The 19,889-nt window shown below is 71.2% G+C and carries 19 protein-coding genes; 5 read left to right on the top strand and 14 right to left on the bottom strand.

What is annotated here, in order from left to right:
• Positions 1–21 precede the first annotated feature (21 nt).
• The gene (gene argS / locus AB0435_RS24080) at positions 22–1,785 is read left to right on the top strand and encodes an arginine--tRNA ligase (RefSeq protein WP_366427934.1); all 1,764 of its coding nucleotides are present in this window, start codon (positions 22–24) and stop codon (positions 1,783–1,785) included.
• Position 1,786: 1 nt separating this feature from the next.
• On the opposite strand, the gene AB0435_RS24085 is transcribed toward argS, so the two are convergent.
• The 6 genes from AB0435_RS24085 to AB0435_RS24110 form a co-directional block, all read right to left on the bottom strand.
• Positions 1,787–2,239 (bottom strand): ATP-binding protein, encoded by a 453-nt coding sequence (locus AB0435_RS24085; protein WP_366427935.1) that lies wholly within the window; start codon positions 2,237–2,239, stop codon positions 1,787–1,789.
• Between the two features lie 129 nt (positions 2,240–2,368).
• A complete protein-coding gene (gene hemB / locus AB0435_RS24090) occupies positions 2,369–3,358 on the bottom strand; it encodes a porphobilinogen synthase (protein WP_366006197.1) in 990 nt (329 codons plus the stop codon).
• Entirely contained in the window at positions 3,355–5,013 is a 1,659-nt protein-coding gene (locus AB0435_RS24095; RefSeq protein ID WP_366006198.1) for a bifunctional uroporphyrinogen-III C-methyltransferase/uroporphyrinogen-III synthase, read from the bottom strand. The genes hemB and AB0435_RS24095 overlap by 4 nt, the downstream gene beginning before the upstream one ends.
• Positions 5,010–6,044, bottom strand: a complete 1,035-nt coding sequence (gene hemC / locus AB0435_RS24100) for a hydroxymethylbilane synthase (RefSeq protein WP_366006199.1) — start codon at positions 6,042–6,044, stop codon at positions 5,010–5,012. The genes AB0435_RS24095 and hemC overlap by 4 nt, the downstream gene beginning before the upstream one ends.
• Positions 6,041–7,444: a glutamyl-tRNA reductase gene (locus AB0435_RS24105; RefSeq protein WP_366006200.1), complete on the bottom strand. Its 1,404-nt coding sequence runs from the start codon at positions 7,442–7,444 to the stop codon at positions 6,041–6,043. Before AB0435_RS24105 ends, hemC begins: the two co-directional genes overlap by 4 nt.
• Complete coding sequence (locus tag AB0435_RS24110; RefSeq protein WP_366006201.1) at positions 7,441–8,211, bottom strand: redox-sensing transcriptional repressor Rex; 771 nt, start codon at positions 8,209–8,211, stop codon at positions 7,441–7,443. The genes AB0435_RS24105 and AB0435_RS24110 overlap by 4 nt, the downstream gene beginning before the upstream one ends.
• Before the next feature lie 346 nt (positions 8,212–8,557).
• Between AB0435_RS24110 and AB0435_RS24115 the strand changes: the two genes are divergently transcribed.
• The 4 genes from AB0435_RS24115 (at position 8,558) to AB0435_RS24130 (ending at position 12,685) form a co-directional block, all read left to right on the top strand.
• Entirely contained in the window at positions 8,558–8,836 is a 279-nt protein-coding gene (locus AB0435_RS24115; RefSeq protein WP_366427936.1) for a glutaredoxin family protein, read from the top strand.
• Positions 8,837–9,052: 216 nt separating this feature from the next.
• Positions 9,053–9,994, top strand: a complete 942-nt coding sequence (locus tag AB0435_RS24120; RefSeq protein WP_366006203.1) for an HAD-IB family hydrolase — start codon at positions 9,053–9,055, stop codon at positions 9,992–9,994.
• A 504-nt stretch (positions 9,995–10,498) separates the two neighbouring features.
• A complete protein-coding gene (locus tag AB0435_RS24125) occupies positions 10,499–11,284 on the top strand; it encodes an ECF subfamily RNA polymerase sigma factor, BldN family (RefSeq protein WP_116212650.1) in 786 nt (261 codons plus the stop codon).
• A gap of 204 nt (positions 11,285–11,488) precedes the next feature.
• A complete protein-coding gene (locus AB0435_RS24130; RefSeq protein WP_366006204.1) occupies positions 11,489–12,685 on the top strand; it encodes a DUF5667 domain-containing protein in 1,197 nt (398 codons plus the stop codon).
• 150 nt (positions 12,686–12,835) lie between these two features.
• On the opposite strand, the gene AB0435_RS24135 is transcribed toward AB0435_RS24130, so the two are convergent.
• The 8 genes from AB0435_RS24135 to AB0435_RS24170 form a co-directional block, all read right to left on the bottom strand.
• Positions 12,836–13,852: a lysophospholipid acyltransferase family protein gene (locus AB0435_RS24135; protein ID WP_366427937.1), complete on the bottom strand. Its 1,017-nt coding sequence runs from the start codon at positions 13,850–13,852 to the stop codon at positions 12,836–12,838.
• Positions 13,853–13,866: 14 nt separating this feature from the next.
• Positions 13,867–14,913 carry an NAD-dependent epimerase/dehydratase family protein gene (locus AB0435_RS24140; RefSeq protein WP_366006206.1) on the bottom strand — a complete coding sequence of 349 codons (1,047 nt, stop codon included), beginning with the start codon at positions 14,911–14,913 and terminating at the stop codon, positions 13,867–13,869.
• 196 nt (positions 14,914–15,109) lie between these two features.
• Complete coding sequence (locus AB0435_RS24145) at positions 15,110–15,208, bottom strand: AURKAIP1/COX24 domain-containing protein (protein ID WP_003948845.1); 99 nt, start codon at positions 15,206–15,208, stop codon at positions 15,110–15,112.
• A gap of 110 nt (positions 15,209–15,318) precedes the next feature.
• Entirely contained in the window at positions 15,319–15,528 is a 210-nt protein-coding gene (locus tag AB0435_RS24150) for a helix-turn-helix domain-containing protein (protein WP_067299677.1), read from the bottom strand.
• Between the two features lie 128 nt (positions 15,529–15,656).
• On the bottom strand, positions 15,657–16,472 hold the full coding sequence (locus AB0435_RS24155) for a phosphatase (protein WP_366006207.1): 816 nt from the start codon (positions 16,470–16,472) through the stop codon (positions 15,657–15,659).
• Positions 16,473–16,706: 234 nt separating this feature from the next.
• The gene (locus AB0435_RS24160) at positions 16,707–17,876 is read right to left on the bottom strand and encodes an acetoin utilization protein AcuC (RefSeq protein ID WP_366427938.1); all 1,170 of its coding nucleotides are present in this window, start codon (positions 17,874–17,876) and stop codon (positions 16,707–16,709) included.
• Complete coding sequence (locus AB0435_RS24165) at positions 17,827–19,071, bottom strand: MFS transporter (RefSeq protein ID WP_366427939.1); 1,245 nt, start codon at positions 19,069–19,071, stop codon at positions 17,827–17,829. Before AB0435_RS24165 ends, AB0435_RS24160 begins: the two co-directional genes overlap by 50 nt.
• Positions 19,072–19,137: 66 nt before the next feature.
• Positions 19,138–19,782 (bottom strand): HAD family hydrolase, encoded by a 645-nt coding sequence (locus AB0435_RS24170; RefSeq protein ID WP_366427940.1) that lies wholly within the window; start codon positions 19,780–19,782, stop codon positions 19,138–19,140.
• Positions 19,783–19,889 lie beyond the last annotated feature (107 nt).

The raw sequence follows: 19,889 nt of genomic DNA on the forward strand, positions 1-19,889 counted from the left end.
CAACGGAACGGCACCCACCCCATGGCCTCGGTCCCTTCCCTCGCCTCCTCGCTCCACCAGCGCATCGCGGACGCTCTCTCGGCAGCCCTGCCGGAGGCCGGTGCCGCCGACCCGCTGCTGCGACGAAGCGACCGGGCCGACTTCCAGGCCAACGGGATGCTGGCGCTCGCCAAGAAGCTGGGGGGCAACCCCCGCGAGCTGGCGGGCAAGGTCGTGGCCGGTCTGCCCGCCGGTGACCTGATCCAGGAGATCGAGGTCTCCGGCCCCGGCTTCCTCAACATCACGGTCACCGACCGGGCGATCACCGGGACGCTCGCGGCCCGCGCGGCCGACGACCGCCTCGGCGTCCCCTTCGCCGAGCGGCCGGGCACCTCGGTCATCGACTACGCCCAGCCGAACGTGGCGAAGGAGATGCACGTCGGCCACCTGCGGTCCGCCGTGATCGGTGACGCGGTCGCGAAGATCCTGGAGTTCTCGGGCGAGAAGGTCGTGCGCCGCCACCACATCGGCGACTGGGGCACGCAGTTCGGCATGCTCATCCAGTACCTGATCGAGCACCCGCACGAGCTGGACCACAAGGACGCCGCCTCCGGTGAGGAGGCCATGTCGAACCTCAACCGGCTCTACAAGGCGTCCCGCGCGCTCTTCGACTCCGACGAGGCGTTCAAGGAGCGGGCGCGCCGCCGGGTCGTGGACCTCCAGGCGGGCGACGCGGAGACCCTCGCCCTGTGGCAGCGGTTCGTGGACGAGTCGAAGATCTACTTCTACTCGGTCTTCGGCAAGCTCGACATGGAGATCCAGGACGCGGACGTGGTCGGCGAGTCCGGCTACAACGACATGCTGGCCGACACCTGCCGCATGCTGGAGGAGTCCGGTGTCGCGGTCCGGTCCAACGGCGCGCTGTGCGTGTTCTTCGACGACGTCAAGGGCCCGGACGGCAACCCCACCCCGCTGATCGTCCAGAAGTCCGACGGCGGTTTCGGCTACGCGGCGACCGACCTCTCCGCGATCCGCGACCGGGTCGGCAAGCTGGGCGCCGACTCCCTGCTCTACGTCGTGGACGCCCGGCAGGGCCTGCACTTCAAGATGGTCTTCGAGACCGCCCGCCGGGCCGGCTGGCTGCACGACGGCGTCAAGGCCGTCCAGCTGCCCTTCGGCACGGTGCTCGGCAAGGACGGCAAGCCGTTCAAGACGCGTGAGGGCGAGACGGTCCGGCTGATCGACCTGCTGGACGAGGCGATCGCGCGGGCGACGGCCGTGGTCCGGGAGAAGAGCGAGAAGCTCGGTCTCTCCGAGGAGGAGATCGCCGAGCGCGGCACCCAGGTGGGCATCGGCGCGGTGAAGTACGCCGACCTGTCCACGTCCCTGGGCCGTGACTACATCTTCGACCTCGACCGGATGGTCTCCCTCAACGGCGACACGTCGGTCTACCTCCAGTACGCGTACGCCCGGATCCGCTCCATCCTGCGCAAGGCGGGCGAGTCGGCCTCCGCCAAGGCCCACCCGGAGCTGGCGCTGGCCCCGGCGGAGCGCGCGCTGGCGCTGCACCTGGACCAGTTCGCGGAGACGCTGGCCGAGGTCGCCGGGTCGTACGAGCCGCACAAGCTGGCCGCGTATCTGTACCAGCTGGCGTCGGCGTTCACGACGTTCTACGACCAGTGCCCGGTCCTCAAGGCCGAGGACGCGGCGACGGTCGAGAACCGCCTCTTCCTCTCCGAGCTGACGGGCCGCACGCTGCGTCAGGGCATGTCCCTGCTGGGCATCCGCACGCCCGAGCAGCTGTAGTTCACGGGCCCACCGGGGGCGGGGCCACGCGTCCCGCCCCCAGTTCGAACCAGATCAGCTTGCCGACGAGCCCCTGCGGCTGGTTCCGCAGCGCGAACCCGCCCCAGCTGTCGGCGCACTTCATCACCAGGCCCAGCCCGCGCCCCTGTTCGGCCTCGTCGTCCGGGAGCGCGACCCTGCTCAGCCCGGGAAGTTTGGGGTTGGTGTCCCAGACGGTCACCCGCACCCGCTCGCCCTCCCGCCGCACCCGCACGGACGCGGGCCCGTCGGTGTGCCGGTAGGAGTTGGTGACCAGCTCCGACGTCAACAGCTCGGCGGTGTCCGCCAGTTCGGCGAAGCCGTGCTCCTGGAAGATCGTGCGCAGCGTGCGCCGCGCGATGCAGGGCGCCATCGGGTCGGAGGGGACCTGGAGGGTGTACTCCCAGTCGTCGGCGAGTTCGGGGTCGTTGCTCATCTACGCCTCCGGGGTGAGCGATATGGGCACAACGTAGAGCTCTGAGGTGAATGGTCGCCACCGGGCGGGAACGCCGATGGCGGCCTCCCCGCCGGGGAAGCCGCCATCGGTGCGTACAGCCGTGCTCGCTCAGAGCTGCCGTGCGACCTCCGTCGCCCAGTAGGTGAGGATCATGTTCGCGCCCGCGCGCTTGATGCCGGTGAGCGTCTCCAGGATGGCCCGGTCGCGGTCGATCCAGCCGTTGGCGGCGGCCGCCTCGACCATCGCGTACTCGCCGGAGATCTGGTACGCGGCCACCGGCACGTCCACCGACTCCGCGACCTTGGCGAGGATGTCGAGGTAGGGCAGGGCCGGCTTGACCATGACCATGTCCGCGCCCTCGGCGAGGTCGAGCTCCAGCTCGCGCAGGGACTCCCGGGCGTTGGCCGGGTCCTGCTGGTACGTCTTGCGGTCGCCCTGGAGCGAGGAGCCGACGGCCTCGCGGAAGGGGCCGTAGAACGCGGAGGCGTACTTCGCGGTGTAGGCGAGGATCGAGACGTCCTCGTGGCCGGTCTGGTCCAGGGCGTCGCGGACGACGCCGACCTGGCCGTCCATCATGCCGCTCGGGCCCACCACATGGACGCCCGCGTCGGCCTGGACCTGCGCCATCTCGGCGTAGCGCTCCAGCGTCGCGTCGTTGTCCACCCGGCCCTCGGAGTCGAGGACCCCGCAGTGGCCGTGGTCGGTGTACTCGTCCAGGCACAGGTCGGACATGATGACGAGGTCGTCGCCGACCTCGGCCTTCACGTCCCTGATGGCGACCTGGAGGATGCCCTCGGGGTCGGTCCCGGCGGTGCCCGCCGCGTCCTTCTTCGCGTCCTCGGGCACGCCGAAGAGCATGATCCCGGAGACGCCCGCCTCCAGCGCCTCGACGGCCGCCTTCCGCAGGGTGTCCCGGGTGTGCTGGACGACGCCCGGCATGGCCGAGATCGGCACCGGCTCGGCGGCGCCCTCCCGCACGAAGGCGGGCAGGATCAGGTCGGCCGGGTGCAGCCGGTGCTCCGCGACCATCCGGCGCATGGCCGGGCTGGTCCGCAGCCGCCGGGGGCGGGCGCCGGGAAAGGTGCCGTACGTGCTCAACTGCGTGCCCTTCTACGCGATCCGGGCCGTCGCTCGCTCGGGCGCGTGACCGGGTCCCCGGCCTCCAGGGCGGCATCGCGCCGCGCCGCGCCGAAGTCCGCGAGCGCCTCGGCGAGCTTGTGCACCGAGGGCTCGGGCGACAGCACGTCCACCCGCAGGCCGTGTTCCTCCGCGGTCTTCGCGGTGGCCGGGCCGATGCAGGCGATGACGGTGACGTTGTGCGGCTTGCCGGCGATGCCGACGAGGTTCCGCACGGTGGACGAGGAGGTGAAGAGCACGGCGTCGAAGCCGCCGCCCTTGATCGCCTCGCGGGTCTCGGCCGGCGGCGGCGAGGCGCGCACGGTCCGGTAGGCCGTGACGTCGTCGACCTCCCAGCCCAGCTCGATCAGGCCCGCCACCAGGGTCTCGGTGGCGATGTCGGCGCGCGGCAGGAAGACGCGGTCGATCGGGTCGAAGACCGGGTCGTAGGGCGGCCAGTCCTCCAGCAGGCCGGCGGCCGACTGCTCGCCGCTCGGCACGAGGTCGGGCTTCACGCCGAACTCGACGAGGGACCGCGCGGTCTGCTCGCCGACGGCCGCGACCTTGATGCCGGCGAAGGCGCGCGCGTCGAGGCCGTACTCCTCGAACTTCTCGCGGACCGCCTTGACGGCGTTCACGGAAGTGAAGGCGATCCACTCGTAGCGGCCGGTGACCAGACCCTTGACCGCGCGCTCCATCTGCTGCGGGGTGCGCGGGGGTTCGACCGCGATGGTCGGGACCTCGCTGGGCACGGCGCCGTACGACCGGAGCTGGTCGGAGAGCGACGCGGACTGCTCCTTGGTGCGCGGCACGAGCACGTTCCAGCCGAAGAGGGGCTTGGACTCGAACCACGAGAGCTGGTCGCGCCGCGCGGCCGCGCCGCGCTCGCCGACCACGGCTATCACCGGCTGGCCGCCGTCCGGGGACGGCAGCACCTTCGCGGCCTTGAGCACCTGGGCGATCGAGCCGAGGGTGGCGGTCCAGGTGCGCTGGCGCGTGGTGGTGCCCGCGACGGTGACGGTGAGCGGGGTGTCGGGCTTGCGCCCGGCGGAGACCAGCTCACCGGCGGCGGCCGCGACCGAGTCGAGCGTCGTGGAGACGACCGCGGTGACCTCGCTCGCGCCGACCTCGGACCAGCAGGTGGCCGAGGCCGTACGGGCGTCCACGAAGCGCACGTCGGCGCCCTTGCCGTCGCGCAGCGGCACCCCGGCGTAGGCGGGCACGCCCACGGCCGTGGCGACGCCCGGCACCACCTCGAAGGTGATGCCCTCGGTGGCGCAGGCCAGCATCTCGTCGCCGGCGTTGCCGTCGAGGCCGGGGTCGCCGAGGACCGCACGGACGACCCGCTTGCCGCCGCGCGCGGCCGACATGACAAGATTGGCGGTGTCCCTGAGGACGGGTACTTCAGGCGTTCCGACGGTTTTTGATGACTCGTCAGTAACCGTCTGGGCAGGCATGTCCACATGGGCGCGCGCATGCGTGCGCACCACATCGAGCACCTGCGGATCGGCAATCAGGACGTCCGCGGCCGCAAGTGCCTCCACGGCGCGCAGCGTCAGCAGTCCCGGGTCTCCGGGGCCGGCACCGAGAAAGGTGACGTGCCCGTGCACGGGGTGGTTCGGGGCGGTGGGGTTCAAAGTGCTCGCTCCCCCATAAGACCGGCCGCACCCTTGTCGAGCATCGCTGCGGCGAGCTCGCGGCCCAGGGCCACGGCTTCCTCGCTGGACGTCGGCACGGGACCGGTGGTGGACAGCTGCACCAGCGTCTTGCCGTCGGTCGAGCCGACGACGCCGCGCAGGCGCATTTCGGTGACAACCTGCTCGTCGGCGTTGGGGCCTCCCCTGCTCGAACGAAGTCGAGAGCTTGGGGAAAGGTCGGCCAGCGCACCCACAGGTGCGGAGCAGCCGGCCTCCAGGGCGGCGAGCAGGGAACGTTCGGCGGTCACGGCGACCCGGGTGTACGGGTCGTCGAGCTCGGCGAGCGTCGCGGCGAGGGGTGCGTTGGTCATTGCGCACTCGATCGCCAGGGCCCCCTGGCCGGGGGCGGGCAGAACCGCGTCGGGCTCCAGGTACTCGGTGATCTCCGCGGTCCGGCCGATACGGGCGAGCCCGGCCGCGGCCAGCACCACGGCATCCAGCTCGCCGTCGGTGACGAAGGCGATCCGGGTGTCGATGTTGCCGCGGATGGGCACCGTCTCGATCTCCCGGCCCTGCGCCCGGGCCAAGGCGTTGAGCTGGGCCATGCGGCGCGGCGAGCCGGTGCCGATACGGGCTCCGGCGGGCAGGGTCCCGAAGGTCAGCCCGTCCCGCGCGATCAGCACGTCGCGCGGGTCCTCGCGGACCGGGATCGCCGCCAGCACCAGGTCGTCGGGCTGGGTCGTCGGCAGGTCCTTGAGGGAGTGCACGGCGAGGTCGATCTCCCCCGCGACCAGCGCGTCGCGCAGCGCGGAGACGAAGACGCCCGTCCCGCCGATCTGCGCGAGCGACTCCCGCGAGACATCGCCGTACGTCGTGATCTCGACCAGCTCGACCGGGCGGCCGGTCAGCTGCCGCACGGTCTCCGCCACCTGCCCGGACTGGGCCATGGCGAGCTTGCTGCGACGGGTGCCCAGGCGCAGCGGTCGCTGCCGCGCGGTCACCTCGTCCACCGTCGAAGAGGTGTCGTTCATGCCGGCTCCCGTGCAGTGTTGTGCGTACCGGCCCGTGAATCGGCCCGGCTCACGGCGGCGACCGCCTGCGGATCGAGGTCGAAGAGTTCCCGCAGCGCGTCGGCGTACCCGGCGCCGCCGGGGGTGGAGGCCAGCTCCTTGACGCGCACGGTGGGCGCGTGGAGCAGCTTGTCGACGACGCGGCGGACGGTCTGGGTGATCTCCGCGCGCTGCTTGTCGTCGAGGTCGGGCAGCCGCCCGTCGAGGCGGGCGATCTCGCTCGCCACGACGTCCGCCGCCATGGTGCGCAGGGCGACCACGGTGGGCGTGATGTGCGCGGCCCGCTGCGCGGCGCCGAAGGCGGCGACCTCGTCGGAGACGATGGTGCGCACCCGGTCGACGTCGGCGGCCATGGGGGCGTCGGCGGACGCCTCGGCCAGCGACTCGATGTCGACCAGCCGGGCGCCCGCGAGGCGGTGGACCGCGGCGTCGATGTCCCGCGGCATGGCCAGGTCGAGGAGGGCGAGCACCGTGCCGGCCGCGTCCGCGCAGGCGGGGTCGACCGCGCAGAGCGCGTCCTCGCGGCTCGCGAGCGCGGCCTGGACGACGTCGGCGGTCAGGACCACGCCCATGGCGCCGGTGCAGCTCACCACGACGTCCGCGAGCGCCAGTTCACCGGGCACCGCGGCCATCTCCACGGCCGAGGCCGTGCAGCCGGCGGCGCCGGGCTCGGTGAGGATCTGCGCCAGGCGCTCGGCCCGCTCCACCGTGCGGTTGGCGACCGCCACGTGCGCGACGCCCGCGCGGGCGAGCGTCGCCGCCGCGAGGGAGGACATCGAGCCGGCGCCGATGACCAGGGCGCGCTTGCCCGCCGCCCACGCGGTCACGTCCGCGCCGGCGGCGAGCCGCTCCAGGCCGAAGGTGACCAGGGACTGCCCGGCCTTGTCGATGCCCGTCTCGCTGTGGGCGCGCTTGCCGACCCGCAGGGCCTGCTGGAAGAGGTCGTTCAGCAGCCGCCCGGCCGTGTGCAGCTCCTGGCCGAGCGCGAGCGCGTCCTTGATCTGGCCGAGGATCTGGCCCTCGCCGACGACCATCGAGTCCAGCCCGCACGCCACCGAGAAGAGGTGGTGGACGGCCCGGTCCTCGTAGTGCACATAGAGATAGGGGGTGAGCTCGTCCAGACCGACGCCCGTGTGGCGGGCGAGCAGCGTGGACAGCTCGGCGACACCGGCGTGGAACTTGTCCACGTCGGCGTACAGCTCGATGCGGTTGCACGTGGCGAGCACGGCCGCCTCGGTGGCGGGCTCCGCCGCGAGGGTGTCGTGCAGGAGCTTCACCCGCTCCTCGCGCGCGAGGGCGGCACGCTCCAGCACGCTGACGGGCGCGCTGCGGTGGCTCAGACCGACGACCAGAAGGCTCATGCCGGCATCACGGCGGGGACATCCCCGTCCGGGCCCTTCCGGCTCTCCGGCGCCGGGCGCACGGCCGCGCCCGCGCGGGCGGCCACGGCGGCCGGCGCGTTCTCCTCGCCCGCCTTGCGCTGCTCGTGGAAGGCCAGGATCTGGAGCTCGATCGACAGGTCGACCTTGCGGACGTCGACGCCCTCCGGCACGGAGAGGACCGTGGGCGCGAAGTTGAGGATCGAGGTGACCCCGGCGGCGACGAGCCGGTCGCACACCTGCTGCGCGGCGCCGGCGGGGGTCGCGATGACGCCGATGGACACGCCGTTGTCGCTGATGATCGATTCGAGCTCGTCGGTGTGGCGCACGGGCAGCCCGGCCACCGGCTTGCCGGCCATGGCCGGGTCGGCGTCGATCAGCGCGGCGACGCGGAAGCCGCGCGAGGCGAAGCCGCCGTAGTTGGCGAGCGCGGCACCGAGGTTTCCGATGCCGACGATGACGACCGGCCAGTCCTGGGTCAGGCCGAGCTCACGGGAGATCTGGTAGACGAGGTACTCGACGTCGTAGCCGACACCGCGGGTGCCGTACGAGCCGAGGTAGCTGAAGTCCTTGCGCAGCTTGGCGGAGTTGACGCCCGCCGCGGTCGCGAGTTCCTCGGAGGAGACCGTGGGCACCGAGCGCTCGGAGAGCGCGGTCAGTGCACGCAGATACAGCGGTAGCCGGGCGACGGTGGCCTCGGGGATCCCTCGGCTTCGGGTCGCCGGTCGGTGAGTTCGGCCAGTTGCCACGGTGCTCCTGCGGGTAGAGCGGGGCTGCGGGCGGCGCCTCGTCCCAGGACCGCCCCGTCCCCCGCAGGCTATGCCTTTGTGAACGCGTGCACAAAGATGGTGTCCGCTTTGTCCGGGCAAAGTGACCGGCGTCACGCGGTGTTTCGCCCCGATCCGGGAACCATCGGCCGCTCCATGGCGACCGCGGCGGCACCGGGGGCAGGCCGACGGCGGCACGCGTCCTCACTCCTCATCGCCACACCCCCGGACACCAACAAATCGACACATGATGGTAGTCGACTCAGGCACCTAAATCCGTCCGGCGGGATTCCTCTTGTGCCAGGTCCCGCCGGGCACAATGGCCTCCATGAGCCCGCTGCTGCGCCGCAACACCCGCAAGAACCCCGCCGACAGCACCGTGACGCTGATCGGCAAACCCGGCTGTCACCTGTGCGACGCCGCCGAGGCGGTCATCACCGAGGTCTGCGCCGAGGTGGGCGCGCGCTGGGAGAAGAAGGACATCAACGAGGACGAGGAGCTGTACCGCAAGTACTGGGAGCAGATTCCGGTCGTCCTGGTGGACGGCGCCCAGCACGACTTCTGGCGCGTGGACCCGGCGCGGCTGCGCAAGGCGCTGGGCGGCTGACGAGCCGGGCGCGCCGGACCCCGCGCGCGTAGGCGAACCCGGGCGGAATCCGGCCTGTTGGGGGCGCTCGCGGACGGGGCCCCAGGAAGTCCGAGGCCACGTGGCACGGCCGTGCCCAGGGCTCCGGCAGCGCCACCGCCCGCGCACCCGCGCCCGGCAACCGCACTGCCGGAGGCGAGGAGGCGTTACCCCGAACAAACTGGCTATGCTCCGGGCATGGCCGCACTGGGATGGATCACTCCCCGCAAGCGCTCCGCCACCGCACGCAGCGTGCTGGCAGGCGAGGCCGCGGCGGAGGCAGCCCGCAAGACCGCTCAGGAGAACGCCGAGAGCGCGGAGAGCGCCCAGGACGAGGAATCCGCCGAGCCGGATTTCCCGGTCGTCGGCGACGTCCGGGCAGCCGCCTTCTTCGACCTCGACAACACCGTGATGCAGGGCGCGTCCCTCTTCCACTTCGGACGCGGCCTCTACAAACGCCATTTCTTTCACAAGCGCGAGCTGGCCCGCTTCGTCTGGCAGCAGATCTACTTCCGTGTCGTCGGCGCGGAGAACCCCGAGCACGTCGAGGACGCCCGCAACAGCGCCCTGTCCATCGTCAAGGGCCACCGCGTCTCCGAGCTGATGTCCATCGGCGAGGAGATCTACGACGAGTACATGGCGGAGCGCATCTGGCCGGGCACCCGCGCGCTCGCCCAGGCCCACCTGGACGCGGGCCAGAAGGTCTGGCTGGTCACGGCCGCGCCCATCGAGGCCGCCACGATCATCGCCCGCAGGCTGGGCCTGACCGGCGCGCTCGGCACGGTCGCCGAGTCGATCGGCGGCGTCTACACCGGCAAGCTGGTCGGCGAGCCGCTGCACGGCCCCGCGAAGGCCGAGGCCGTACGCGCGCTGGCCGCGGCCGAGGGACTCGACCTGGCCCGCTGCGCGGCGTACAGCGACTCCGTGAACGACATCCCGATGCTGTCGATCGTCGGCCACCCCTACGCCGTCAACCCGGACAGCCGCCTGCGCAAGCTGGCCCGCGAGCGCGGCTGGCGCCTGCGCGACTACCGTACGGGCCGCAAGGCGGCCAAGGTCGGCATCCCGGCCGCCGCCGGGGTGGGCGCCCTGGCGGGCGGCGCGGCCGCCGCGATCGCCCTGCACCGCCGCCGGCGCTGATCCCGGACTGGCCCCAGGCCGACCCTAGTCCGATGCCGACCGCCGCCTCCGGCACCGGAGTCGGCCCATGGGGCCCGGCCGCGATCACCGGCCGCCGGGAGCGCCGGCGCCGCCGCGTCAACAGTCGGCGCGCGTATCCCGCCACCGGCGTACGGCCCGTTCGGGTGCGCCCGCAACAGCGCGTAACCGTTCGTCACCCTCAGGCAATCCTGTCGTCATACCCTCACACGGCCCCCGCCAGTCCTTCCGTGACCGGATTGCCACAACACGCAGCCCATTCGGCCACACCCTCGCCAAATCTGGTCAACTTCCTTTCACGGTTCGATATTTGATCGATCTCGAAGCGGTAAGAGATCGAACGGAAACGGTGATTTGAGCAACTCGGTGTAGCGCTGCCTGTACGAAGCGTTATTCTCCTCAGACGCAAACCGGTACCCCCTTGTCCCTACGACGAGTGAACGGTTCCGTACTGCACGTGATGGAAGCTCTGCCTCTGGGAGTCCCGTGTACCCACACGTCGGGGTTGACGCCTCGGGCCTGGCTACGCTGCGCGCAACGGTCCTCGACCGCCTGCGCGGCTTCGTCCCCACCGCGTACGCCGTCCCCGCCTTCGCCACACCCGTCCCCGCCGGCCCCTGCTACGCCCTCGCCGAGGGCAGCGCGGCGGCGGTGGGCAGACGCGCCCGCCGCGGCGCCGGCGCCGGTACGTCCACCACCACCCGCCGCCCCAGCGCCGACAGCGACAGCGCCCGGATGCTCGACCTGGTCGAGCGCGCCCAGGCCGGCGAGGCCGAGGCCTTCGGCCGGCTCTACGACCAGTACGCCGATACGGTCTACCGCTATATCTACTACCGGGTAGGCGGCCGGGCCACGGCCGAGGACCTCACCAGCGAGACCTTCCTGCGCGCGCTGCGCCGGATCGGCACCTTCACCTGGCAGGGCCGCGACTTCGGCGCCTGGCTGGTGACCATCGCCCGCAATCTGGTGGCCGACCACTTCAAGTCGTCGCGGTTCCGGCTCGAGGTGACCACCGGCGAGATGCTCGACGCCAACGAGGTCGAGCGCAGCCCGGAGGACTCCGTCCTCGAATCCCTCTCCAACGCCGCCCTTCTGGAGGCGGTCCGCAAGCTCAACCCCCAGCAGCAGGAGTGCGTCACGCTCCGCTTCCTCCAGGGCCTCTCGGTCGCCGAGACCGCCCGCGTCATGGGCAAGAACGAGGGCGCCATCAAGACGCTCCAGTACCGCGCCGTCCGCACCCTGGCCCGGCTCCTCCCGGACGACGCGCGCTAACTGTGTGCGCCTGTTCACTCACCAGCGGTCACATCCTCAAGGGCGCGTAACCCGGCCGCCGCGCCAGTCGTTGTGCGGGATGCAGACTCCCTGCGGTCACGTCATGCCCGTATCCCCTCACTCGATCGAGTGGATGCGTTCAAGGCGTGCAACCCTCCCGGTCTTGAGGGGAGTCGACCGTCATGACGAGAGGAGGTGCCGCCTGTGATCGCGAACGTTTCGGCGCACCGGCGGGCGAACGCCTTCGCCCAAGCCCTGGAGGACCAGGAACTCCAGGGCGCGGCGGCCACACAGCCCGACCCACCGGCGGAGGACGCCGAGCGGGGGAGGCTGCTGGCCCTGGCGAGCGAGCTCGGCGGCCTGCCCGCACCCGAGCTCGACCCCGAGATCAAAACCGTGCAGCGGGCACAGCTGATCGCCGCCATGGAGAGCCAGTTCGCCGGAGGATCCGCTGCCGCCGTTCCCGAGCCGCGCGGCAGCAGGACCCGAGGGCGAGGGGCGCACCGGGCGCTGAGCCGGCTGAAGCCACGCTCCCGCTGGACCAAGGGGCTCGCCGCGGGCGGGCTCACGGTGGGCGTGGCCGCGGGTGCCTTCGGCGGTGTCGCGGCGGCGAGTTCCAACGCCCTCCCGGGCGACTCGCTGTACGGCCTGAAGCGCGGCATGGAAGACATCAAGCTCGGTATGGCCGACGGCGATTCCGCCCGCGGCGGCCTCTTCCTGGACCAGGCGTCGACCCGGCTCCACGAGGCGCGCCGCCTGATGGAGCGCGGCCGTTCCGGGCCGCTCGACTCCGAGGCCCTGAGCGAGATCCGCAAGACCCTCTTCGGCATGCGCCACGACGTCTCCGAGGGCCACCGGCTGCTGCACGCGGCCTACAAGCGCGACGGCTCCCTCGGCCCGATGGAGCGGCTCGACTCCTTCGCCTCGCTGCACCGCGAGGGCTGGAGCCAGCTCCGGGAAAAGCTGCCTTCCCAACTGGCCGACGTGGGCAATCAGGTCAGCTCGGTCTTCGCGGCCATAGACAGTGACGTCGGCCCGCTGCGCTCCCTGCTGCCCACCCCCACGGGCAAGCACGCGGCACCCAGGGCGGGCACCCCCCGGCACGGCTCCGACAGCGGGACGGGCAGCCGCCCCGCGTCGCCCCCGTCGTCCTCGTCGACCACCGACGGCAAGCACAGCGGTGGCGGTCAGACGCGCTCGGCGGACCCGGGCACGCACCAGGAGCACGAGGGCCTCCTCGGGGGCACGGGCCTCCTCCAGCCCCCGCAGAGCCCCGGCGCGTCCGGTCCTGCGCACACCGGCAAGGACGGCAAGGCCACCAAGCAGCCGGACATCACCATCCCGCCGCTCCTCCCGGACATCCTCCCGGGCCTCGGCATCCGCAGCGAACAGGAGAAATAGGGCGACAGCAGCCCTGGCGGCCGGTGTTCCTCACCTCGGACCGAGCTCGTACGTCGGAGAGTTCGGGGGAACACCGGCCGCCGTCATCTCCGGAGCGTCCGTCCTCTCTGGAACGTCTTCCGGAGACTGGAACGTCTTCCGGGGAACTGTTCAGAAAAACACCGAACGCCGCTGCACGAGCTGCTTGTAGAGCGTGTGCTGAATCGTTTCTCGCACCTGATCCGTCAGGTTGAACATCAGCATCGGGTCGTCCGCGGCCTCCGGCGCATAGCCGTCCGTCGGGATCGGCTCGCCGAACTGGATGGTCCACTTCGTCGGCAGCGGCACCAGGCCCAGCGGGCCCAGCCAGGGCCAGGTCGGCGTCAGCGGGAAGTACGGGATGCCCAGCAGCCGCGCCACCGTCTTCGCGTTGCCGACCATCGGGAAGATCTCCTCGGCGCCCACGATCGAGCACGGCACGATCGGCGCCCCGGCACGCAGTGCCGTGGAGACGAAGCCGCCCCGGCCGAAGCGCTGGAGCTTGTAGCGCTCGGAGAAGGGCTTCCCGATCCCCTTGAACCCCTCCGGCATCACCCCGACCACCTCGCCCCGCTCCAGCAGCTTCTCCGCGTCCTCCACGCAGGCGAGCGTGTGCCCGAGCTTCCGGGAGATCTCGTTGACGACCGGCAGCGCGAAGACCAGATCGGCGGCGAGCATCCGGATGTGCCGCCCGGCCGGGTGGTGGTCGTGCATCGCGACCTGGAGCATCAGCCCGTCGACCGGCAGCGTGCCCGAGTGGTTGGCGACGACCAGCGCCGCGCCCTTGTCGGGGATGTTCTCGAGCCCCTTCACCTCCACCCGGAAATACTTCTCGTAGAACGGGCGGAGCGCGGACATCACCACCTGGTCGGCCAGCTCCTGGTCGTAGCCGAAGTCGTCCACCTCGTACTCACCGGTGATCCGCCGCCGCAGGAAGCTCAGCCCGTGGGCGAGCTTGCGGTCCCAGCCGTCACCGCCCTGCTCCCGGGCCCGCTCCGGCTCCGCGGCCACGGCGGGGTCCTCGTCACGCTGCTGCGTGACGGGCGCGAGTGACGACGGCGTCCGGTTCGTACGGGGCCGGCCCACTCGCTGACCCTTCCGCCTGGCCCGCGGTTCCTCGCCGAACGGGATGACCTTCGCGTCCGCCATGGTGGGTGCGCTCCTCAGTTCTGGCCGTGGCCGGCAGGCAGGGCCGCGGCGATCCGGTCGACGGTACGGGCGAGGGTGTCGGGCGGCAGCAGTCCGGGGCCACGGCTGCTCGCGTAGTCCGCGAAGGCACCGGCGGTCGTGTACCGGGGTTCGAAGCCCAGTCTCTCGCGCATCTCCGTGGTCCCGACGACGCGCCCGTGGGTGAGCAGCCGGATCTGCTCCGGGGAGAAGTCCGTCACGCCGACCGAGCGGAGCGCGGAGCCGACCCATGTGACGGTCGGCAGGAGGAAGGGGAGGGTGGGGCGCCCGAGGCGCCTGGCGGCCTGGGACAGCAGCAGCACGCCGTCGCCCGCGATGTTGAAGGTGCCGCTGTTGAAGGTGCCCCTGCGGGGCTCTCCCGCGGCGATCCGCAGCACCTCGAGCACGTCCTTCTCGTGGACGAACTGGAGCCGGGGGTCGAAGCCGAGCACGGTCGGCAGGACGGGCAGGGAGAAGTATTCGGCGAGCGGCGAATCGGCCTGGGGCCCGAGGATGTTCGCGAAGCGCAGGACGCACACGGCCACGTCGGGGCGGCGGCGGGCGAAGGCCCGGACGTATCCCTCGACCTCGACCACGTCCTTGGCGAAGCCACCGCTGGGCAGGGACTTGGGCGGGGTGGTCTCGGTGAAGATCGCGGGGTCGCGTGGCGCGGAACCGTAGACATTCGTGCTGGACTTGACCACGAGCCGCTTCACGGAAGGCGTCTTCTGGCAGGCGCCGAGCAGCTGCATGGTGCCGATGACGTTGGTCTCCTTGACCGTGGCCCGGCTGCCGCGCTTGCCCAGCGGGGTGCCGCTCACGTCCATGTGGACGACGGTGTCGACGCCCTCTTCGGCCAGAACCTTGGCGATCGCGGGATGGCGGATGTCCGCCCGTACGAAATCGGCCCCGCCGAGACCGCGCTCGGGGGCCACGGCGTCCACCCCGATGACCCGCTCCACATCGGGCTCACGCAGGAGGCGGCGGACGAACCGGCCCCCCAGCTGCCGTGCGACTCCGGTGACGAGCACGACCTTGCCCAAGATCAGCGCCTTCCTTCCGCCCCTTGCCAGTGGTGCTGTCGCGGCCACGGTAGCGGGTCGTCGTTGCGCTGTGGTGACCGGCCGATGCACGGAGCTACATTTCAAGCCGTAGCGAAAGCTTTACTCACCGCAACGCACCGCAGCCCTCCCACCGCTGAACGGTGGAAGGGCTGCGGGACGAACACAGCGGCGCTGCTTACTTCTTGTTGCGACGCTGAACACGCGTGCGCTTGAGAAGCTTGCGGTGCTTCTTCTTGGCCATCCGCTTGCGCCGCTTCTTGATAACAGAGCCCACGACTACCCTCGCTTACATCGATTCACTCGGTGCGGGGCGTCCGAGCCCACACGACCTACATCGGGCCAGCCTACCCGGCACCGGGCGAACCACGTAATCCGAGGTCCCCGTCAGGCTGTTTCCACCCCCACGTAGGACTCCCGGAGGTACTCGTGCACCGCTTGCTCTGGGACCCGGAACGACCTTCCCACCCGGATCGCCGGCAGATGACCGCTGTGCACCAAGCGGTACACGGTCATCTTGGACACTCGCATCACCGCGGCGACTTCCGCCACGGTCAGGAACACGACCTCGTTGAGAGGCCTCTCGCCAGCAGCCATGACACACCTGAACCTTCCGCACATGACGCGCACCGGCTTCCCCTCCGGTGACTCCTCGTCGCTGCGCGCTCACTCCCCAGGTTAGGGGCGGGTGATGCGAGTGGGGAAGAGGAGCAGCCATCGGCCGCCTACTGTGACAGACACGCTCGATTGAGTACATAGCGAGTAAGCGGTCGGTAGTAATCAGACCGCACAGTGTCATCAAGCGGAACGGCGACGGACACCCGCCCCTCCGCCTCTGCGACAAACGGCGCGGGGTCGTCCGAGTCCGCCAGGCCGATGGCCTCAATGCCCAGCTGACCTGCCCCGCAGACCCAGCCGTGGTCCCCGACGACCAGCGCGGGCAGCGGTTCTCCTGCGTCCATCGCCGACGCCAGCGCCACCCGAAGCGGGAGCGGGGAATGCGTATGTGCGCCCGGCTCACTCGCGCCCCTCCGTGCGCCGGGTTCACGCACCAGCGCGACTCCTTCAACGTAGTCAAGGTTGTAAGTACGTACCCCGAACCGGGTCGTTATGTCGACACTTCGACCCTGCGCCGGGGTGAGGACAGTGCATCCCGCCGCCGAGAGACCAGCGGCCAACCCGGCGTAGAAGCCCAGGAGTCGATGGGGATGACCGGTGCCGAACAGCACCGGAGCACCGCTCGCGGCCGCCGCCGCGAGCCGGCCCGCGAAGGCATCGAGTGCCGCGATCGTACGGTCGGGGTCGATCACGTCCTGACCTGACGCGTGATCAGGATCGGCCGAAACTCCACACCTTCGACCCATCAGCTGTAACAACTCACCCAGAGGCCAGTCCCGTTCGGGCTCCAGCCCGATCAGTGCCCGCGGGTCCCGGGCCACGAACATGCGATACCGGCCCAGACTGCGCTCCCGCGTCGTGGCCACCGTCCCGGCCAGCCGGGCGGCCAGCAGATGCGCACGCAAGGTGCGAGCACTCAACACACCCCGATGCTGCCGCACCACGGGGGACGGCGCGCCCTTTCGGGCCGGGATCCCACACTTGGCGTAATGGGGAAGCGAGGGCTCGGCGCCGGGCCGTATCCGCCGGACAGCCGACGCTGCGGGCCGCCTGCGGCGGAGGCGCCACTGGGGGTCCATCCAGGACGAAGTCCGGGGGACGGCGCGGTGGTACGCGGACACGCCCGCCCGCACCCGGCCACACCGCCCGGACAGGCCCTACGGCAGCAGCCCGTGGGCCGGGAAGACCGCTCGGCGCGTGGCCAGGATCGCCTGGTCCACCCGGTCCCCGGGGTCGTAGCCGGAGTCGAAGTCCTGCCACGCCGGCACCACCCCGTCCGTCATCCGCCGCGGCCCCGACTGCCGCGTGCGCCGGAAGACCTCCGCACGCCACTCCTCCGGCACGGCGGAGGCCGGCTCCACCGGCCGCCCCGCCGCGATGGCCACCAGGTGCGCCCACGTCCGCGGCACCACGTCCACCACCGCGTAGCCCCCGCCTCCCAGGGCCACCCAGCGGCCGTCCGTGTGCGTGTGCGCCAGGTCGTGGCAGGCCTCCGCCACCTTGCGCTGGGCGTCCAGCGAGACCGCGAGGTGGGCGAGCGGATCCTCGAAGTGGGTGTCCGCCCCGTGCTGCGTCACCAGCACCTGCGGCCGGAAGGCCGCCACGAGCTGCGGCACGACCGCGTGGAAGGCCCGCAGCCACGCCGCGTCCCCCGTCCCGGCCGGCAGCGCCACGTTCACCGCACCGCCCTCCGCCTCGGCGGCCCCCGTCTCCCCGGGCCAGCCCGTCCGCGGGAAGAGCGTGCGGGGATCCTCGTGCAGCGAGATCGTCAGCACCCGCGGGTCCTCCCAGAACGCCGCCTGCACCCCGTCGCCGTGGTGCACGTCCACGTCCACGTACACGACCCGCTCGGCCCCCAGCTCCAGCAGCCGGGCCACGGCGAGGGCCGCGTCGTTGTACACGCAGAAGCCCGCGGCCGCCCCCGGCATCGCGTGGTGCAGGCCGCCGGCGAAGTTCACGGCGTGCAGCGCCTCCCCGCGCCACACCGCCTCGGCCGCGGCCACCGACTGCCCGGCGATCAGCGCCGACACCTCGTGCATCCCCGCGAACGCCGGGTCGTCCGCCGTGCCCAGCCCGTACGATCCGTCGGCCGCCGCCGGATCGGCCGAGGCCGCACGCACGGCCGCGATGTAGTCCTCGCGGTGCACCAGCCGCAGCGTCGACTCCCCCGCCGCGGGGGCCGCGGTGACCCGGAGCTCGCGGTCGAGCCCGTAGGCCTCCACCAGCCGCATCGTCAGTGCGAGCCGCACCGGATCCATCGGGTGCCCGGGGCCGAAGTCATAGCCCGTTACCGCCTCGTCCCACATCAGCTGTGCTCGGCCGCTCATGCCCGCCACCGTAGCGGGCGCCCGACAGGCCGAACGAAGGGGCGTACCGGAAAGTAGCAAGCACCAGAATCATCGGCACGACCATGGCCCACCGATAACTCCACAATTCCCCGAGTGCGCCCACGAGGGGTGAACCCACCAGAAATCCCACATAGTTGAAGATATTCAGCCGGGCGACGGCAGCGTCGGACGCCCTGGCCCCCAGCCTTTCCTCGGCATTCCTCCCGGCCGCGGCGAACGTCTGCGGAACGATCACGCTCAATCCCAGCCCCAGCACGGTGAACCCCACGATCCCGGCCCACGCCCCGGGCGCCACCGCCACCACCCCGAATCCGCACACCGCGAGAATCGTCCCCGCCCGCACCACCCGCACCGGCCCGAAACGCCGCACCCCCAGATCACCGACCGCACGCCCCAGCAGGGTCGTGGCCATATAGGCGTTGTACGGGACTGTGGAGACCTGATCGGAACCGTGCAGCACCTCCTGGAGGTATTTGGCACTCCAATTGGAGACGGTGGAGTCCCCTATATAGGCGAACGCCATCACCAGACACAGCGGCAGAAGAAAGCGCATACCCCGATCGGCGGCACCACTTCCGGACCCACCGACGAACTGCTCATCACCCGGGTTCCGGTCGGCGTACCAGCCACTCGCGACGAGAGCCGCCGGCACGGCCACGGCGACCACCGGCGCGTAGATCGCGACGAGTGGGATTCCCTCGTGCGCACCCAGCCAGGCGAGCGTCGCCCCGACAATGCCACCGAGGCTGTACGCGGCATGAAAGCCGAGCATGATGCTGCGCCCGTACGCGTGCTGGAGACTCACCCCGAGCATGTTCATCGAGGCGTCCAGCCCACCGACCGCCAGCCCGAACACACCGAGGGCGACGGCCACTTGCCATAATTCACGACCCGAACCGGCCCCGAGCAGGGCGAGGCCGACGACGGGCTGCACCCAGCGGAGCACGACCCCGGGCCGCACTCCCGCCACCAGGCGCCCGGTGGCGGTACTGCCGATTCCGGCGAGGACCGGAACGGCCGCGAGGAAGACGGGCAGCAGCCCGTCGGATATTCCGTACCGGGTCTGGATCGCCGGTATTCGGGTCACCAGCAGAGCGAAGACCGCGCCCTGGATGAAGAAGCTGACCGCCAGGGAGAGCCGACCGTGTCTCAGCCGCGAGCGCGCATCCGTCATGGCCGATGAGGGTACGGCGCGGCACTACCCCTGGGTAGCTCACTCACACGATTCGCCGGCGCGGAATCACGCGAGAAGCTGCGGCAGCTCCGAGAGGCTGTCGAACCGTCCGGTCGCCCCGGTCAGCCGGTCCCTCGGCGTCAGGGAGGTCAGCGCGTAGACATCCATTCCCGCGGCGGTCGCGGCCTGGATGCCCCGCGGGCTGTCCTCGATCACCACGCAACGCCCCGGTTCCACACCCATGGAGCGGGCGGCGTGGAGAAAGAGGTCCGGCGCCGGCTTTCCCTTGCCGACATCGTCCGAGCTGAAGATCCACTCGTCCTCGAACCACTCGTCCAGCCCAGTGCGCCGGTGCCCGACACGAATACGCTCGTGCGAACCGGACGACGCGACGCAGTACGACACCCCCTCGGCCACCAACTGCTCCAGCACCTCCACCGCACCCTTTATCGGCTGGAGCTCCCGGTCGAACGCCTCGAAGGTGCGCGAGTGCAGCGTGTCGTCGAATTCGGCCGGCAGTTGCTGCCCGGTCCGCTCCAGTACGAGGTCGTGGACGCGGTGGACAGCGGCGCCCATGTAGTCACGGAGGGAGTCCTCGTAGCTGGTGGTGTGCCCCAGCTCGGTGAGGTACGCGGCCAGGATCCGGTTCGCGATCGGCTCGCTGTCGACGAGTACGCCGTCGTTGTCGAAGATGACGAGGTCATAGCGCATGACGTCACCTTAAACGCAAAAATGCCTCAGGCCCCGGGTCTATGACCCGGGGCCTGAGGCTAAAATTTGTTCGGCGGCGTCCTACTCTCCCACACGGTCCCCCATGC

Source organism: Streptomyces sp. NPDC051173 (assembly GCF_040689515.1).
GTDB lineage: Bacteria > Actinomycetota > Actinomycetes > Streptomycetales > Streptomycetaceae > Streptomyces.

Coding starts and splice junctions, on each gene's coding strand:
- argS (WP_366427934.1), top strand. CDS start 22: ATGGCCTCGGTCCCTTCCCTCGCCTCCTCGCTCCACCAGCGCATCGCG.
- AB0435_RS24085 (WP_366427935.1), bottom strand. CDS start 2,239: ATGAGCAACGACCCCGAACTCGCCGACGACTGGGAGTACACCCTCCAG.
- hemC (WP_366006199.1), bottom strand. CDS start 6,044: ATGAACGACACCTCTTCGACGGTGGACGAGGTGACCGCGCGGCAGCGA.
- AB0435_RS24105 (WP_366006200.1), bottom strand. CDS start 7,444: ATGAGCCTTCTGGTCGTCGGTCTGAGCCACCGCAGCGCGCCCGTCAGC.
- AB0435_RS24115 (WP_366427936.1), top strand. CDS start 8,558: ATGAGCCCGCTGCTGCGCCGCAACACCCGCAAGAACCCCGCCGACAGC.
- AB0435_RS24120 (WP_366006203.1), top strand. CDS start 9,053: ATGGCCGCACTGGGATGGATCACTCCCCGCAAGCGCTCCGCCACCGCA.
- AB0435_RS24135 (WP_366427937.1), bottom strand. CDS start 13,852: ATGGCGGACGCGAAGGTCATCCCGTTCGGCGAGGAACCGCGGGCCAGG.
- AB0435_RS24150 (WP_067299677.1), bottom strand. CDS start 15,528: ATGGCTGCTGGCGAGAGGCCTCTCAACGAGGTCGTGTTCCTGACCGTG.
- AB0435_RS24160 (WP_366427938.1), bottom strand. CDS start 17,876: ATGAGCGGCCGAGCACAGCTGATGTGGGACGAGGCGGTAACGGGCTAT.
- AB0435_RS24165 (WP_366427939.1), bottom strand. CDS start 19,071: ATGACGGATGCGCGCTCGCGGCTGAGACACGGTCGGCTCTCCCTGGCG.
- AB0435_RS24170 (WP_366427940.1), bottom strand. CDS start 19,782: ATGCGCTATGACCTCGTCATCTTCGACAACGACGGCGTACTCGTCGAC.